The 16,440-nt window shown below is 61.1% G+C and carries 17 protein-coding genes, 1 pseudogene and 1 riboswitch; of the genes and pseudogenes, 8 read left to right on the forward strand and 10 right to left on the reverse strand.

Annotated features, from left to right (window positions below; all coding sequences use genetic code 11):
• The coding region (arsS, locus tag QZ190_RS05335; RefSeq protein ID WP_291914404.1) for an arsenosugar biosynthesis radical SAM (seleno)protein ArsS at positions 1 to 839 on the reverse strand (839 nt) is incomplete at its 3' end.
• Between the two features lie 553 nt (positions 840 to 1,392).
• Here arsS and selD point away from each other — a divergent pair.
• Together selD and QZ190_RS05345 are read left to right on the forward strand one after the other, a co-directional pair.
• On the forward strand, positions 1,393 to 3,759 hold the full coding sequence (gene selD / locus QZ190_RS05340) for a selenide, water dikinase SelD (RefSeq protein WP_291914406.1): 2,367 nt from the start codon (positions 1,393 to 1,395) through the stop codon (positions 3,757 to 3,759).
• Positions 3,760 to 3,773: 14 nt separating this feature from the next.
• Complete coding sequence (locus tag QZ190_RS05345; RefSeq protein WP_291914408.1) at positions 3,774 to 4,454, forward strand: cupin domain-containing protein; 681 nt, start codon at positions 3,774 to 3,776, stop codon at positions 4,452 to 4,454.
• A gap of 27 nt (positions 4,455 to 4,481) precedes the next feature.
• Here QZ190_RS05345 and gorA read toward each other — a convergent pair whose 3' ends face one another.
• The gene (gorA, locus tag QZ190_RS05350) at positions 4,482 to 5,858 is read right to left on the reverse strand and encodes a glutathione-disulfide reductase (protein WP_291914411.1); all 1,377 of its coding nucleotides are present in this window, start codon (positions 5,856 to 5,858) and stop codon (positions 4,482 to 4,484) included.
• 189 nt (positions 5,859 to 6,047) lie between these two features.
• On the opposite strand from gorA, the gene QZ190_RS05355 reads away from it, so the two are divergent.
• From QZ190_RS05355 to QZ190_RS05370, 4 genes are all read left to right on the forward strand, one after another.
• Positions 6,048 to 6,314, forward strand: coding sequence for a hypothetical protein (locus tag QZ190_RS05355; protein WP_291914413.1), 267 nt, complete (start codon positions 6,048 to 6,050; stop codon positions 6,312 to 6,314).
• A 3-nt stretch (positions 6,315 to 6,317) separates the two neighbouring features.
• Positions 6,318 to 7,007: a haloacid dehalogenase type II gene (locus QZ190_RS05360; protein ID WP_291914415.1), complete on the forward strand. Its 690-nt coding sequence runs from the start codon at positions 6,318 to 6,320 to the stop codon at positions 7,005 to 7,007.
• Between the two features lie 90 nt (positions 7,008 to 7,097).
• A complete protein-coding gene (locus QZ190_RS05365; protein WP_291914418.1) occupies positions 7,098 to 7,850 on the forward strand; it encodes an ABC transporter substrate-binding protein in 753 nt (250 codons plus the stop codon).
• A 63-nt stretch (positions 7,851 to 7,913) separates the two neighbouring features.
• Positions 7,914 to 8,489, forward strand: a complete 576-nt coding sequence (locus QZ190_RS05370) for a carboxymuconolactone decarboxylase family protein (RefSeq protein ID WP_291914421.1) — start codon at positions 7,914 to 7,916, stop codon at positions 8,487 to 8,489.
• Positions 8,490 to 8,498: 9 nt separating this feature from the next.
• Here QZ190_RS05370 and QZ190_RS05375 read toward each other — a convergent pair whose 3' ends face one another.
• Positions 8,499 to 9,143, reverse strand: coding sequence for a 3-oxoacid CoA-transferase subunit B (locus QZ190_RS05375; RefSeq protein WP_291914425.1), 645 nt, complete (start codon positions 9,141 to 9,143; stop codon positions 8,499 to 8,501).
• Positions 9,140 to 9,850, reverse strand: coding sequence for a 3-oxoacid CoA-transferase subunit A (locus QZ190_RS05380; protein ID WP_291914428.1), 711 nt, complete (start codon positions 9,848 to 9,850; stop codon positions 9,140 to 9,142). Before QZ190_RS05380 ends, QZ190_RS05375 begins: the two co-directional genes overlap by 4 nt.
• Positions 9,851 to 10,039: 189 nt before the next feature.
• Between QZ190_RS05380 and QZ190_RS05385 the strand changes: the two genes are divergently transcribed.
• Entirely contained in the window at positions 10,040 to 11,056 is a 1,017-nt protein-coding gene (locus tag QZ190_RS05385) for a tripartite tricarboxylate transporter substrate binding protein (protein ID WP_291914430.1), read from the forward strand.
• Positions 11,053 to 11,338 (forward strand): annotated as a pseudogene (locus tag QZ190_RS05390) (tripartite tricarboxylate transporter substrate-binding protein); the annotation flags it as partial. The gene QZ190_RS05385 and the pseudogene QZ190_RS05390, both read left to right, overlap by 4 nt.
• Before the next feature lie 22 nt (positions 11,339 to 11,360).
• Positions 11,361 to 11,461, reverse strand: a riboswitch (S-adenosyl-L-homocysteine riboswitch).
• Positions 11,462 to 11,478: 17 nt separating this feature from the next.
• On the opposite strand, the gene QZ190_RS05395 reads toward QZ190_RS05390, so the two are convergent.
• The 6 genes from QZ190_RS05395 to QZ190_RS05420 all read right to left on the reverse strand — a co-directional run bounded on the left by QZ190_RS05395 (position 11,479) and on the right by QZ190_RS05420 (position 16,430).
• The gene (locus tag QZ190_RS05395; RefSeq protein WP_291914432.1) at positions 11,479 to 12,081 is read right to left on the reverse strand and encodes a hypothetical protein; all 603 of its coding nucleotides are present in this window, start codon (positions 12,079 to 12,081) and stop codon (positions 11,479 to 11,481) included.
• Positions 12,078 to 13,199 carry an XRE family transcriptional regulator gene (locus QZ190_RS05400; RefSeq protein ID WP_291914434.1) on the reverse strand — a complete coding sequence of 374 codons (1,122 nt, stop codon included), beginning with the start codon at positions 13,197 to 13,199 and terminating at the stop codon, positions 12,078 to 12,080. The genes QZ190_RS05395 and QZ190_RS05400 overlap by 4 nt, the downstream gene beginning before the upstream one ends.
• 61 nt (positions 13,200 to 13,260) lie before the next feature.
• Entirely contained in the window at positions 13,261 to 14,361 is a 1,101-nt protein-coding gene (locus tag QZ190_RS05405) for an endonuclease NucS domain-containing protein (RefSeq protein WP_291914435.1), read from the reverse strand.
• An 18-nt stretch (positions 14,362 to 14,379) separates the two neighbouring features.
• Positions 14,380 to 14,739 (reverse strand): hypothetical protein, encoded by a 360-nt coding sequence (locus QZ190_RS05410; protein ID WP_291914438.1) that lies wholly within the window; start codon positions 14,737 to 14,739, stop codon positions 14,380 to 14,382.
• A gap of 18 nt (positions 14,740 to 14,757) precedes the next feature.
• Positions 14,758 to 15,288: a hypothetical protein gene (locus QZ190_RS05415; protein ID WP_291914441.1), complete on the reverse strand. Its 531-nt coding sequence runs from the start codon at positions 15,286 to 15,288 to the stop codon at positions 14,758 to 14,760.
• On the reverse strand, positions 15,288 to 16,430 hold the full coding sequence (locus QZ190_RS05420) for an AAA family ATPase (protein ID WP_291914443.1): 1,143 nt from the start codon (positions 16,428 to 16,430) through the stop codon (positions 15,288 to 15,290). The genes QZ190_RS05415 and QZ190_RS05420 overlap by 1 nt, the downstream gene beginning before the upstream one ends.
• Positions 16,431 to 16,440: the final 10 nt, after the last annotated feature.

Raw genomic sequence — 16,440 nt, forward strand, 5'->3', positions numbered from 1 at the left:
GTGCCCATGGGGGCGGGCAGCCCCAGCATCTGGTTGAAGTCGCAGTCGTACAAATGGCCTTGCCAGTCCACGCTGATCATGCTGCGGCACATCACAGTGCCTAGGTTGTCGGCCCGGTACGCGCCGCGCAGCAGTTGCATGTAATCGGCAAACGTGCCCTTGCTCACCAAGGTGCTGCCAAAGCGCTGCACCGGCATGTTGGTCAGGGCAAACAGGTGGTTGAAGCGGATGCCAAAGTGCTTGAGCAACTCGCGCTTGTAGTCGGCTTGCAACTCGACCTGTGAAGGCGGCAGCGAAGCGCCTTGCGGGTTGTAGACCAGGTTGAGCACCAGCTCGGGGTGCGCGTCCTGGCCGTAACCCAAGGCGTTGAGCTGTTGCAAACCGGCGATGCTGCGGTCGAACACACCATCACCGCGCTGGCGGTCGACGTTGGCAGGGGAGTAGCAGGGCAAGGAGGCGGTGATCTCCACCTGCTGGCTGGCCAGGAATTGGGCCAGGTCTTCAAAGCCCGGCTCGCTCAGGATGGTCAGGTTGCAGCGGTCAATGACGCGCACACCCATGGCGCGCGCTTGCACCACCAGGCGGCGGAACTCTTCGTTGAGCTCAGGCGCGCCACCGGTCATGTCCAGGGTCTGGATGCCGCGTTGCGCCAGCACTTGCAGCACCAGGTCGACCGTGGCCGCGTCCATCATCTCGGTGCGGTTAGGCCCTGCACCCACATGGCAATGCAGGCAGCTTTGGTTGCATTTGTAGCCGAGGTTGACTTGCAAGGTGTCCAGGGGTTTGCGGCGGATGGCCGGGAAGTCCGTGGGCAAGAGCAGCGGCAGGGTCGGGTGCATGGGTCAATCTTTCTGGGGTCTGATGGGGGCTTGATCAGTCAATTCGCTCGGACTGCAAAAAAAGTTACAGCCCGTGCGTGACCTGGCTTCCAGCCACGCCGCCCAGCGTGAAAACGGCCCAAGCATGCCAACACTTTTGCGGTGCGTGGGCACGCTTTTATTCGCCAGCGGCGGATTTGTTGGCTTCGGCCAGGGTGGGGTGAGTGTGGATGGTACCCAGAATTTTTCCACGCGTGCAGGGCGTATCGGTCATATAACAAGGGGCATCTGTGGTTATTTTTATATCAATGACTTCCATCTCTTCAGATTCTCTTGCCACCGCCCTGCCCCGCAGCCGCTTCGCTCCTTGCACGGGGCAGGCGATAGCCGCCGCCTGCGACTTGCACGCCCCCGTGCCTGCGCTGCCAATGCACGCAAAACCGCCCCCAGCAAGCCCCCCTGAACTGGTGGCACACTCAAGGCATGTCCGCGCTGTGCGCTGACCCTGTATGAACCCTTGGCCCCACAGGCCAGTTTGCACCGTTGGGTGCACAACCTCCGGACCTCTTTGAGAATGCATTCATCCCCTCAACCCGTGCTGCGCGACCTGGTGCTGGTCGGCGGCGGCCACAGCCATGTGGGCGTGCTGCGCATGTTCGCCATGAAGCCCGAGCCGGGTGTGCGCATCACGGTGATCTGCACCGACATCGACACACCTTACTCGGGCATGCTGCCGGGCTACATCTCGGGCCATTACAGCTTTGACGAAGTGCACATCGACTTGGGCCGGCTGTGCGCCTTTGCCGGAGCGCGGCTGTACCACGATGCGGTGGTCAGCATCGACCGCCAAAACCAGAAAGTCATTTGCCAGAACCGGCCGCCTGTGGCCTACGACCTGCTGTCCATCAACATCGGCTCGACACCGCAGGTGCGCCATGTGGAAGGCGCTCAATCGCTGGCCGTGCCGGTCAAGCCCATTGCGCAGTTCAACCAGCGCTGGATGGCTCTGCTGGACAAAGCCCGCCAGTGGCCCGTCCACCGGGGCCGCATGACGATTGCGGTGGTGGGCGCGGGCGCCGGCGGTGTGGAGCTGGTGCTGTCCATGCAATACCGCTTGCGCAACGAACTCAAGGCGCTGGGCCGCAACCCGGAAGACCTGAAATTCGTGCTGCTGACCTCGGGCGACACCATCTTGCCCACGCACAACCCGGGCGTGCGCCAGCGCTTTGCCCAGGTGCTGCAAGAGCGCAACGTCGATGTGCACACCCAGGCCGAGGTGGTGCAGGTCTCGCCCGGCTGCCTGCACACGCGAGACGGCCGCACCTTCGATGCCGACGAAACCATGTGGGTCACCCAGGCCGGTGGCCCCGCGTGGCTGCAAAGCACGGGCCTGGCGCTCGACAAGCAAGGCTTCATCCTGGTGCACCCCCAGCTGCAAACCCTGAACGACCCGCTGGTGTTCGCGGCCGGTGACATCGCCTCGTTTGTGGAACGCCCCCTGGAAAAAGCCGGTGTGTTTGCCGTGCGCATGGCCAAGCCCCTGGCCGAGAATTTGCGCCGCAGCTTGCGCGGCCAAAAGCTGCTGGCCTACGACCCGCAACGCCACTGGCTGGCCCTCATTTCCACCGGCAACCGCTTTGCCGTGGCCTCACGCGGTTCACTGGGCTTTGCCGGGGCTTGGGTCTGGCGCTGGAAGGACCGCATCGACCGGGAATTCATGCGCCGCTTCACCGAGTTCCCGGCCATGCCCGCAGCCGGTGACCCCGCCCAAGGCGAGTCGCAAGTGCGCGAGGCCCTGCGGGCCATGGGCCAACTGCTCAAGGACATTCAGGCACAAGGCAAGGGCCAAACCACGCGGCTGACGCTGACGTCGGAAGAGTCGCTGCAAGCGATTTCGGCCATCGCCATGCGCTGTGGGGGCTGCGGCGCCAAAGTGGGCGCTAACATTTTGTCTCGCGCTTTAGGCAGCTTGCAGCCGGTTGAGCGGCCGGATGTGCTGATCGGCCTGCACTCGCCAGACGACGCGGCCGTGGTTCGCGTGCCGCCCGGCATGGCCGTGGTGCAGACGGTGGACTTTTTCCGGGCCTTCATCGACGACCCCTATGTGTTTGGCAAAGTCGCGGCCAACCACGCGCTGGGCGATATTTTTGCCATGGGCGGCGAGCCCCAAACCGCCACCGCCGTGGTCACCGTACCGCCGGGCCTGGAGAGCAAGGTGGAAGACCTGCTGACCCAAATGATGGGCGGCGCGATCGAGGTGCTGAACGCCGCAGGCTGCGCCCTGGTGGGCGGGCACACGGGCGAAGGCGCCGAGCTGGCCCTGGGCTTTGCCATCAACGGCCTCATCGACGAAAAAATGAACAGCGTGATGCGCAAGGGCGGCATGCAGCCGGGTGATGTGCTGCTGCTGACCAAGCCGATTGGCACCGGCACCTTGTTTGCCGCGCACGCACGCTACGCCGCCAAAGGCCGCTGGATCGATGCGGCGCTGCAGTCGATGGTGCTGTCCAACCAAACGGGTGCTGACGTTTTGCGCACCCACGGTGCCACCGCCTGCACCGACTTGACCGGCTTTGGCCTGCTGGGCCACCTGGTGGAGATGACGCGGCCGTCCGGCGTGGACGCCGAGCTGCAGCTGAGCACCCTGCCCCTGCTCGACGGCGCGGTGGACTGCGTGCAAGCGGGCATTGTCAGCTCCTTGCAACCGGCCAATGTGCGCCTGCGCCGCGCCCTGCGCAATGCCGACGAATTCATCAACGACCCACGCTACCCCCTGTTGTTCGACCCACAAACCGCAGGCGGCCTGCTGGCCAGCGTGCCCGCCGCCCAAGCGGCCGCTTGTGTGCAAGCGCTCAAGGCCGCAGGCTACGTGCACACCGCCATCATCGGCCGCATCACCGCGCAAGGCGAGGCCATCGAGCCGGTGCTGCTGAAAACCTGATCTGCTTCATCGACATGACCACCGAACACATCACCCACCCCATCACACTGAACGCCGACCTGACCCAGCGTTGCATCGTGCACAGCCCCTCGCTCGACTGGGTGGACTCACCCGCCTCGGGCGTGTCACGCCGCATGCTCGAGCGCGACGGTGGTGAAGTGGCGCGCGCCACGTCCATCGTGCGGTATGCGCCGGGCTCGGCCTTTGCCAGCCACACCCACGGCGGGGGCGAAGAAATTTTGGTGCTCGAGGGCACACTGCACGACGAGCACGGGATCTACGGCCCAGGCACTTACATCAAAAACCCGGTGGGCAGCGCGCACGCGCCGTCCTCCCCCGAGGGCTGCACGCTGTTTGTGAAACTGCGCCACCTGGACGCGCGCGACGACGAGCGCGTGGTCATCGACACGCGGCGCAGCGAATGGCGTCAGGGCATGGTGGACGGCTTGAAGGTCTTGCCCCTGAACACCTTCGAGACCCAAAACACCGCCTTGGTGCGCTGGGCACCGCAAACGTTTTTCAACCCGCACCGGCATTGGGGCGGCGAAGAGATCCTGGTGGTCGAAGGCGTGTTCTCGGACGAGCACGGCGACTACCCCGCTGGCAGCTGGCTGCGCAGCCCCCACATGAGCCAGCACCAACCCTTCAGCCGCGAAGGCTGTTTGATTCTGGTGAAAACCGGGCACCTGGTCTGAGCACCCGCACAGCGGTCTGACGGGTCTTCAGTCGCTCCGGCGCACTGTGCGCTTGTCGCGCATCGTCATGAACTCTTCGGCCGATGTCGGGTGGATGCCGATGGTGGCGTCAAAGTCGGCCTTGGTCGCCCCCAGGTTCAGGGCCAGCGCCAGGCCCTGAACGATCTCGGGCGCGTCCGGCCCCACCATGTGCGCACCCAGCACGCGCTGGCTGGCGGTGTCGACCACCAGTTTCATCAAGGTTTTTTCGGGGCGGCCCGAGAGCGTGTGGCGCATGGGCTTGAAGCGCGATTCGTACACGTCGATCTCGCCGTACTGGGCCAGCGCCGCCTCTTCGCCCAAACCCACCGTGCCAATCGGTGGCTGGCTGAACACCGCCGACGCCACATGGCCCAGCTGCGCCGCTTGGCGCTTGGGCCCAAACAAGCTGCGGGCCACCGCCCCGCCTTGCGCCAGCGCCACCGGAGTCAAGGCGATGCCCTCGGTCACATCGCCCACGGCGTAGATGTGGGGCACCGCGGTTTGGCCAAAAGCGTCCACCTTCACACCCCGGCCCGGGGCTGCGCTCAAGCCCGCTGCCGCCTGGTTCAAGCCTTCGGTTTGCGGTGTGCGGCCGGTCGCGTACATCACGGCATCGAAGTGCTCTGCGCCCGTCACAGCGCCATGCAGCTGCACCGCGATCTGGCCGTCGGCCAGGCGCGCCAATGAAGCAGCCTGGGTTTCGGTCAGGACGCGGATGCCCTTGCGCGCGATCTCTTCGTGCAGGTGCTGCGCCACCGCGCCATCGAAGCCGCGCAGCAACTGCGCGCCCCGGTGAATCAGCGTCACATCAGCGCCCAGGCCGTTGAAGATGCCCGCAAACTCCATCGCGATGTATCCGCCCCCCACCACCAGCACACGCCGTGGCAAGGTGGGCAAATCAAAGGCCTCGTTGGAGGTGATGGCGTGTTCGATGCCGGGGATGTCGGGCAAGGCGGGTGTGCCGCCCGTGGCGATCAAGATGTGGCGCGCCGTGATGCGCTGGCCGTTCACGCTGAGGGTGTGCGGGTCTTCAAAACGGGCATGGCCCTGAAAAATCTGCACGCCCGAGTTCTTCAACAGGTTTTCGTAGATGCCACTCAAGCGCGTGATTTCTTGCTCCTTGGCCGCCACCAGGCGGGGCCAATCGAAGGAGGCCGGGGGCACGGTCCAGCCAAAACCGGCCGCGTCTTCCAGGTCTTCGGCGTAATGCGAAGCCTGCACCAACAGCTTCTTGGGAACGCAGCCCCGGATCACGCAAGTGCCGCCGTAGCGAAAGCCCTCGGCAATGCCCACCTTGGCCCCCAGGCTGGCCGCCACGCGCGAGGCACGCACGCCACCCGAGCCGCCACCGATCACAAAAAAGTCAAAGTCGTGTTGCTGCATGTTGCGCTTCCATCCCAAAGTTGGCTTGATTCTGACAGGGTGCACCATCCGCCATGCCTTTGCGCCGAGATGGGGTCAAGACCCTTCACATCACCCGTCAAATCAACCGTCAAATCACCCGTCACTTTAGGCGCAGCCCTTGGCCCGGACGTCCTCGACAATGTGCTTCCTTCATCGGATTTTTGCCGCATGACACCCACACACGTTCCCGAACAATTTGACCGCACCATGGGTTGCCCCGCGGCCGAGCTGATCCGCTGGTTGCCGCGCGCTTTGCCGGATGCCCAGTTGGCGGTGGACGCCACGCTCGGGCGCCGTGTGGCCAGCTGGCCCGAGGGCTCGCTGCGTTTGCAGGGGTCACCCTTGCCCGATCGCTGCACCGCGCTGCACCGCGCTGCGGCGCGTTACGCACGGCAAAAATTCTTTGATCTGCACACCCACCGAGGAGGCGGTTAAGCCATGGCCATTCAACTGGTTGTTTTCGATGCCTACGGCACGCTGTTCGATGTGTATTCGATCGGCGCTTTGGCCGAAAAACTCTACCCCGGCCAAGGCGCGGCCCTGTCGGTGCTGTGGCGCGACAAGCAAATCGAATACACGCGCCTGATCTCGCTGAGCGACCCCGATCCAAAGGGCAGCAAGCACTACCAATCGTTTTGGGACATCACGCGCGCGTCGCTGCGCTATGCGCTGGCGCGTTTGGGCTTGGTGCACACCCAGGCTCATGAGGACGCGCTGATGGCGCAATACGCCCAGCTCACGGCCTTCCCGGAAAACCTGGGCGTGCTGCAAGCCTTGCGCCAGCGCGGCGTGGCCACGGCGATTTTGTCCAACGGCAGCCCCGAGATGCTGCAGTCTGCCGTGCACAGCGCAGGCATGAGCGATTTGCTTGATGCGGTCCTGTCGGTGGACAGCGTGCGCCAGTTCAAGACCACGCCCACCAGTTACCAACTGGTGCAGGACCACTTTGGCTTTGCACCCGCTGATGTGTTGTTTGTGTCGAGCAACGCCTGGGACGCGTTGGGCGCCACCTGGTTTGGCTTCACCACCCTGTGGATCAACCGCCAAGGCCTGCCACCCGAGGCCATTGGCCCGGCACCGCAGCACACGGGCCGCGACTTGAGCGAAGTGCTGAAGGTCCTGGGTTGAAGCGCCGATCGGACCGCTGCTTGTAAGCCGTTTACACGGCTTGGTTTTTTAGAATGCCGCTTGGTTGAACTGTCCATTTTTTAAGCCCCTATGAGCACTCCATCTGCCTCGCCTTTGGCCTCCCTTGTCGCACCCCACGGCGTTTTGCGCGTGGCCATCAACCTGGGCAACCCGGTGCTCGCCGGGCTCGATGCGGCGGGTGAGCCCTCGGGCATCTCTGCCGATTTGTCACGCCTGTTGGCCGCGCAGTTGGGGGTCGGCATTGAATGGCGCATGTTCAAAAAGGCCGACGAATCGGTGCAGTGCGTGCGCGCCGACGAAGCGGACATCGGCTTTTTTGCCATCGACCCGGTGCGCGGTGAAGGCCTGCATTTTTCACCGCCCTATGTGCAAATTGAAGGGGCCTACATGGTGCGCAGCGACTCGCCACTGCAAAGCAACGACGAGGTGGACCAGGCCAGTCACCGCGTGACGGTGGGCGCGGGCAGCGCCTACGATTTGTTTCTCACGCGCCACCTGAAACACGCCACCATCGTGCGCGCCCCCAGCTCGCCCGCCGTGGTCGACATGTTCATGGCCCAGCAACTCGAAGTGGCCGCAGGCGTGAAGCAGCAACTTCAAGCCGATGCCCAACGCCTGCCCGGCGTGCGCCTGCTGCCCGGCCGCTTCATGGTCATCCACCAGGCCATGGGCATGCCCGCCCAGCGTTGCACCCAGGCGCGCGAGCACCTGAATGCCTTTGTGGAAGACGCCAAGCGCTCAGGCTGGGTGGCCGAGGCCTTTGTGCGGCATGCCATTCAAGGTGCGGCCGTGGCCCCACCGGGCTATCCCGCAGACGACTGATGCTGCTGGGGTGCGGTGCTAAATTGGGTGCTCAATCTTCACCCTCTTGAACAGAGACACACCATGACCACCCCCAAAACCGACCGCCTGCCCGAAATCCCGCGTGAACAAATGACCGACGCACAACGTGCGGCGGTGGACGAACTGGTCAGCGGACCCCGAGGCAAACTGACGGGTCCGTTTGTGCCCTTGATGCGCAGCCCCGAGCTGATGCGCCGCCTGCAAAAAGTGGGCGAATACCTGCGCTACGACAACACCGTGGGTTTGCACCATTCGGAATTTGCCGTGCTGGTGGTGGCGCGCCACTGGTCACAGCCGGTGGAGTGGCACATCCACAAGCCGATTGCCATGAAAGCCGGTGTGAGCGAAGAGACCTGTAACGCGATTGCCGAAGGCCGCCGCCCGCCGAACATGACGGCCGAGGAAACCGTGGTGTACGACTTTTTGCAGGAGCTGCTGCACAACCAGTCGGTGAGCGATGTGACCTGGGCAGCTGCACAACAGATGTTTGGCGACCAAGGCGTCATCGACATGACGGCGCACTGCGGCTACTACAGCTTGCTGGCCATGGTCATGAACACCACGCGCCGCAGCTTGCCGGACAACGCCGCGCCGGGCATTGCGCCGTTTCCCCAATAAGCCTGTTGATCAAGCCGCCTTGAGCGGCAAACCGATCAGCGCCGACAATTCTTCAAGCCCGAGGCCATCGACCATATCCATCACCACCAGGCCATGCGGCGTGCAGGCCAGCGTGGCCAAGTCGGTGTAGACGCGTTTGACACAGCCAATGCCGGTCAGCGGATAGCTGCAGGTCTGCACCAGTTTGCTTTGGCCTTGCTTGGTCAGCAGGTCCATCATCACCCAGGTTTGTTTGGCACCGACGGCCAAGTCCATGGCCCCACCCACAGCGGGAATGGCCCCGGGCTCACCCGTGTGCCAGTTGGCCAGATCCCCCGTGGCGCTGACCTGAAACGCGCCCAGCACACAAATATCCAGGTGCCCGCCGCGCATCATGGCGAAGCTGTCGGCGTGGTGAAAAAATGCGCCGCCTGGCAGCAAGGTCACGGGCTGTTTGCCCGCATTGATCAGGTCGTAGTCTTCCAGCCCCTTGGCCGGTGCCGGGCCCATGCCCAGAATGCCGTTTTCGCTGTGCAACAGCACTTCGCGGCTGGCAGGGATGTGGTTGGCCACCAAAGTCGGTTGGCCAATGCCCAGGTTGACGGTCGCCCCTTCGGGAATGTCTTGCGCCACGCGGGCGGCCAATTCGTCTTTGCTGCGTCGGGTGTAGCTCATGCCTTGATGCCTCCGGCTTGTGTGGCCACGCGGTCGATCTGGACCACCGCCTGCACAAAAATGCCAGGGGTCACCACCGTCTCGGGGTCCAGCTCGCCCAGCGCGACTTGCTCGTGCACCGTGGCCACGGTTTTGCGCGCCGCCATGGCCATGATGGGGCCGAAGTTGCGCGCCGCCTTGCGGTAAGTCAGGTTGCCCCAGCGGTCACCCCGCTCGGCTTTGATGAGGGCCAAGTCAGCGTGGATGGGTGTTTCGTAGACGTACATGCGGCCATCGATTTCGCGGGTTTCCTTGGGCGAGCCATCGGCGTGTTTGGCCAACTCGGTGCCGAAGCCTGTGGGCGTGAAAAAGCCACCAATGCCCGCGCCCGCAGCCCGGATGCGCTCGGCCAGATTGCCTTGCGGCACCAGCTCCAGTTCGACCTGGCCAGAGCGGTACAAACCATCGAACACATACGAGTCGGTTTGCCGGGGAAAACTGCAAATGATCTTGCGCACCCGGCCCGCCTTGAGCAAAGCAGCCAAGCCCTGATCGGCATTGCCGGCGTTGTTGTTGACCAGGGTCAGGTCGCGTGCACCTTGTGCCAACAGGCCCTCGATCAGTTCATCGGGAATGCCTGCCGTGCCAAAACCGCCAATCATGACGGTGGCCCCATCGGCGGTGCCCGCCAGCGCTTCGGCGATGGAAGAAACAAACTTGTTGATCATGTTTGAAGTGCACCAGATTGAATCGCAAAGCACAGTTTGCAGCCTTAGATTTTCACAGCACAAAGTCCAGCACAGAGGCACGTGGGTGACTGGCTCAAAGACCCCGCATACCCTGGGGGTTGTCACCTGAATGGCAGTCACAGACGGGTTGATGTATCAGGATGGCGCATTTAGTGAAAGGACATTGCCATGTTGCCCCACGCCATGCGTACTTCAAACGCCCCTCGGACACGCCGCCTTTTGCTGGGCCAAGCCCTGTTGGGCGCGTGCTTGTTGACCGGTCTTGGTAGCGCACAAGCCCAGGCCACCTATCCTCAAAAGCCTATCCTGATGGTGGTACCACAAGCGGCTGGTGGCACCAACGACATTGTCGGTCGCCTGGTCAGCCAAAAGCTTTCCGAAGTGCTCGGCTCCCCTGTGGCAGTAGAAAACCGGCCTGGCGCGGGTGGCAACATTGGCACCCAGTTTGCCGCCAAGGCCCCCAAGGACGGTTACACCCTACTCATGACCATCAGCAGCAGCCAGGCCATCAACCCGGCCCTTTACAAGAATCCAGGCTTTGATCCTGTGAAGGATTTCAAACCTGTGGCCTTGATCGGTGCCGTGCCCAATGTGCTGCTGGCCCATCCAAGCTTCAGCGGCAAAACGGTGCAGGACCTGATCGCTACCGCCAAAACCAAACCCGGTCAGCTGCAATACGCCTCGGCGGGCAACGGCACGCTGAACCACCTGCTGGGCGAAATGCTCAACAGCATGGCGGGTATTCAGTTGCAGCATGTGCCCTACAAGGGTGTTGCCCCCGCCATGAACGATGTGCTGGGCGGTCAATTGCCTTTCGTGTTTGCCAGCCTGCCCGCATCGCTGAGCCACATCAAGGCCGGCAAGCTCAAAGCCTTGGCGGTGAGCAGCCCGCGCCGCTCTCCCGCCCTGCCCGATGTGCCCGCTCTGGCCGAGTCGGTGCCCGGTTATGCCGGCACCTTGTGGATCGGTCTGTTCAGCCCGGCAGGCGTGCCAGCAGAAGTCTTTGCCAAACTGAACGACGCCATGGGCAAAACGCTCGCAGCCAAGGACCTGCGTGACAAACTCGAACAGCAAGGCGTCGAGTTGGCGGCCCCCACTTCACCAGAACAGTTTGCCGCTTTGCTCAACGAAGACATCGTTCGCTGGGCACAAATTGTCAAGTCATCGGGTGCGGCCATTGATTGACCCCTCTGGCTCTGGCCTGCAGCTCTGTTCAAGCACAGCCTTACCCCAACAAACCAATCACGCTGGTCGTGCCCTTTGCAGCTTGCGGCCCGACCGATGTCGTGGCCAGCATGATGGCCATCCCCATGTGCAAGTCACTGGGCCAATCGGTCGTCGTTGAAAACGTCACTGGCGCTGGTGGCACGCGTCGCACCTAACGGTTTCACCATCTTCCTGCACCACATGGGCATGTCCACATCGCCAGCCCACGACAAGAAACTCAGCTTTGATCCACTCATTGATCATCACAGGCTCACCTTAGGCATTCAGTTGAGCGTTGTTGTGCAAAATCATTCAGACATTGAACGGCCCCAAGCCTGACCTGCTGCGCCTTGACGGCGGTGGGCTGCAACGCTCCTTGGGAAGGTGAGGTTTTTAACCGTTCAGGCCCTCTGACCTGAACCAAAGATTCTCTTGAATGTCGTGTGCTTGGCATCCCGCCAAGTTCGGGTCATATCGCCATTCGCCTCCAGCGCCTCATAAATGGCATGAATCAATGCATCATCCACCACCTTGGCCGTCCGAAGCTTGGCCAGTAATTCGTAGCCATGCCAGACCTTGATGTCTGGAAAATCCTTGACCAACTCGTGCATGCCCAAGTCATCGCTCACAACAACAGCTGGCCTGACTTGACCAAACGCCAGCAACCAGCAATCAGCTTCCCCTGGTGGTGACCGCCCATAAGAAGTAAATCTGTCCAAATCCATCCGAGCCCAGCCCAACAAGACGCTTTGCGCGGCTTCAACTTGCGCCTTTTCAGAAGCGGTCAGTCTGACCTGTTTGGCTATCCGCTCCTGCGCATGCTCGGTCTGGTCAAACCAGGGATTGCGAAACTGCAGATGCGGGTTGCGGTGCACCTCGTCTTCGGTGACTTTGAGGATGGTCAGTACATACGGCACCTGCCCGAACTCCAGCCCAACAAAAGGCCTTACTCGCTTGGCCAGCCGAAGGTAAGTATTGGTGTCGAGCAGGACAAGCGTCGTCAATCGATCAACTCCCCATGCAGTGCTATCGCGTCTTGCATGGGTATGTCCATCACCTGTTGGATATAGCCCGTCCCTGTTTCTTTGTTTTTGATCATCCGTTGCAACGACTCGAAAAACGCACTCTTGAAGGTGTTCTTCGTTGCAGCGATGTATGCCCCGGGCTCTGCTGGCACGGGTGCAAACAACTCTTCGCTCATGGTTTTGCCACGCTGAATCTGGCGCATCTGGTGGATTTGCTCAGCCGTGTGGCGCAGTGGCGGCAAATCCTGGGAATGGGCATAGCGGTTCACTTCAGAAAACACACTAAAAACTGAAATCCCGTATGCCTTGGCTTGCTCCGTCAACACCTTGGCCTCGGTCGTCTTGTTGCCAGTCCTGGCGTGTCCATAAGTCTTGCTTGCCACCGCCCGAGGGAACAGCAAAGCACCGGCAAAGGCATCGGCGAAGTCTTCGCCAGCCTCTTTGCCTGCCAAATCTGGCGTGTACACATGCGCCAGCTCGTGCGCCATCCAGAACTTGAAGTCTTCCTGATGGGTGTCGAGGTTCAAAAAGATGAACGTGACATTCTCTTGTGGCAACAAGATATGCAATGCGTTTTTGTGGTTCTGTTTTTGGCCCCACAGCACGGGGGCGACCACTGCGCCATTGGCCGCAAATTCACCAATCAGGTCGTGATACGCCACAGTGGCCTCTTCACCCAGACCCAAACGCGCACGGACTTGGCTGACCACCGCCTGCAATGGATCGTAGTCGGTACTCGGTGCAGACAATTGCAGCCGCAAAGCAGGCATGGGCGGCAAGAAAGGCACCAGCGCCTTGAGCAAGGCCCCCATCACCATGGCTTTGTCAATGTGGGCGTCGGTGGTTTTGGCCCCCGCCTTTTTGCGGAACGCGACCACAGGCTGGCCGTCCGTGTCGGTTTTGACCAGCTTGTCAAAACCCAGCTGCAAGGTGGTGGCCAGCTTGAGCAATTTGTCGGGGCGGGGAAAGTCTGAGCCCTTGAGCCAATTGGTCACAGACTGCGCCGTGACCCCCAGCGCTTCGGCCAGGTCCTTTTGCTTCCACCCACGCGCTTGCAGTGATTGCTTGATGTTTTCGCTGTGGATAACTTTTTGCATAGGCGGCGAATTATGCATCACAAACGTGATAAATCAACTTTAATCAACTTTATGGGGTAATCTAGAGGATGTCGTCCCAATGCGGAAACACCGCCTTCAACCTCTCCACCGTATGCCGCCACTTGGCGGCGCGCGGTTGGCAGACGGTGTTTTGGTTTCCGAACAGGCCCACCTCGTTGAAGGCATGGGCGGCGTCTACGGCGTGGAGCCACTTCACGCGCACAAAGTATTCAGCTTGCTCCGGGTCGTCGGCGGTGGCGCGGTAGAGCGGGCCGTGTTGCAGCACGTCAAGCGCTAAGCGGTCGCCCTCGGGGGTAGCAACTGTGAAGTCTTTGGCAGACTGGACGGATTCGGTCACCTCGCCCACACCCACAAAACCCGTTTGTGGAATCTTGACCCACACGCGGTCACCGGGCGACAAGAGCTTGAGCGTTTGGCTGTACCAAGTGCCACCACCGCCGCTGATGTAACCATAGCGCCGCGCGTCTTCCCAACTGCGGTGCTCGTTGGAGCCGAACGACACGTAGAACTCGCCATTCCACGGCTCTTTGGCCTCGCCCTTGGCGGTGTTGGTGGCTGCTGCGTTGGCTTGAGTTTCGCCGGGGTCGATCATCCAGGCGCGGCTGAGCAGCTGCTGGCCGCCGTGCTCAAACACCTTGAAAAACACCACGTTGATGGCGATGTCGCGGGCATTCAAGTACGCCACGATGCGCTCGGTGGACGGGTCCAGCTCGCTGGCCACGATGATGATCTGGTGCGAATGGTTGAGCGTGTCTTCGTCCAGCACCGCACCAAAGCGCTTTTGAAAATCGGTCTGCAAACTGCCGCCCTTGGAAAAGCGCTGGTAAATCTGCACGATGCGATCGGCCGTCAGGTCCACCACCCATGAGGCATAGTCCAGCGCCTGCGCCACGATCTCGCGGGGCGTGCGGTCGCGCTTGAGTTCGATCAGCACCAGCGAACCATCGGGCGCGATGGCCAGCAAGTCAATGCGCCCACCGTGCGAGGTGACTTCTTGCTGGCCGATCAGCATCCATTCGCTGGAAAGGATGCGGGGCTCGCGCACGATCATGGATTCAAGCATCTGCTCACTGGCGAGCTTGGCGGCGGGCAAGATGGCAGGCTGGTCGGCGACTTGCCAGATGGCGTGTTGAATGGGCATGGGCTCTTTCAGATCGCGTCAAAGATAACAACCGATTACGCAAGTCATTGAATTATTTGAGGTTTTCCCAATAGTGCGTGTTGTTTTCTCACGCCCCAGATAACAAATAGAGGGCTTTTTTATGGCCGGTTTTGAATATCCATCGGCGGATTTGGTAGACTTTTTGCAACACGGCCCCCTTCGGTAATGCACTTTGGCGCAAAGCTGCTTGGGGGTTTTTCTTTGGCCGCTCACCATGACCGCGCCTGCGTTCACACATTGCGAAAAGTCCAGCACCTCACGCGCTTTGCTCTGGTCGGTGATGGACATGCCGCGCTCGACCAGCTTAGTCAACTGCTCATCCACACCCAACCACGGTTTTTCGTTGCGTGAGGGCATTCGGGCTATGGGTACAGGTCAGGGGAGTGTCAATTGCTGAGCAGGCATCCGCAGCCCACTTTTGGCCAGCTGCTTGGCCTCTTTACCGTGCGCTGTGATGCGGCATTCCCCTTTGAGCGTTCGCAGCCAGTAAAACGGATGACCAACCCGGTCAGGCACGTAAGTTAGGGCCTTGAGTTTCTTGAAAGCGGGCGCATCAAGCTTTTCCTTGAGCCATGCCAGCTTGTCCAGCATCTTGCGCACCTCACCTGTGCTTGACGCCGGGTGAGGCTCCAACCAGCAAACCAGCTCCCGACCACCGACTTCGGAGATGCCAATACCGTAGTCCCATCGGTTGCTTTGACCCTCAGCAGATTTGAAGTGGGCATCCATGTCCACACTGCCGGTGAAATTCCAGCCATTAGCTGCTTTGATTTGCGCCCGGTACGAGCCCTCCACTGCATCCTTTCCAGACAAGGCCGTTAGTCCTGCAGTCTGAACCGCTGAATCGAAAGCAGTTGATTTTTTGGTGGCTGGCGTCTTTTGATTTTTTCCTCCCTTGGCCGCCATTACACCGTCTCCTGCTTTGTCGTTTTGCGTCTTCGTTTGGGTCTGGCCTCGGCCGCAGCGACGGCATCGGCAATGGCGTTGTTGGTCTTTGTTGCAAACCCGCTGATGCCGCCCCACTCTGACTCGGCTGTCTCTACCGCCCCCGGGTCCAGGTTGGAAATGTCACGCACCGAGCCATCACGGTCAAAGTAATAGACACCATAGTCCTTGGTCAGCGCGGACTGTGCAATCTTTTTGGCATCAGGCACGGATGGCAGCTCAAAAATATCCCGAACAGAGGCCTCTGTACTGCCCAGCTTCTTGAACTCTTGCAAGGCCCAGACCATGTCGAGCACCACGGGCGAGTGCGTGGAGAGCACGACCTTGTAACCCCGCCGCATCAGCTCCAGCACCAACAACAACACCGCCGCAATGCCTTGCGGGTGAAGGCCCATCTCAGGCTCTTCAATCACCACCCACTCGATGCACTCATCGGCGGTCTTGCCCGTCTTGCGGCGATTGGTGGTCGGGCACAACCAGTACACCCCCATCAGCATGGGCGTGAATTCGCGCTGGCCTGCGGACCACGACAAAAAGCCTAAGGGCTGCTTATGCCCATTCACATGCAAACCCACCCGCTTAGTGAAATCCTTGGCATCAATCTCCAAACGATTCCCCCCAAACAAATGGTCTTGAATGGGCTTACGTAAAGTCCCATTCAAACGATTCGGTCCAGGAAACAATTCACCCTTAGCTCCAAATTCGTTCTGAATCAAATCATGCACCGCATCACTGAAGGCGCGTAGCGTGTACGGATCACCATACTCGAATTGGCCGAAATTTCGCGAGGCACCACCCGGCAAGCTCATCACCCGTTGCGCTGGGATGTAGAACATTCGCTCATGCCGGGTCTTTGACTTAGTGGGCTTGGCGTAGTCTGGCAGCGCCACCGCAGAACCGTTCCAGGTCATGCTCGACTGCGCGCCCCAGGCGCTGGACAGGCCGCGCCCAAAATATCCATCCATGAACGCATCGACCTTGTCATTGAACGATAGGCCATGGTGCTTAAAGGTGTCATGAATCTGGTCCCGATCCACCAGCAACTTGAGCGTTTGCAAAAAAATGCTCTTGCCCGTGGCCTGCGGTCCCACGATGATCGTCAAGTCCTTGAAC

This window comes from Limnohabitans sp., from assembly GCF_017848645.1.
Lineage (GTDB): Bacteria > Pseudomonadota > Gammaproteobacteria > Burkholderiales > Burkholderiaceae_C > Limnohabitans_A.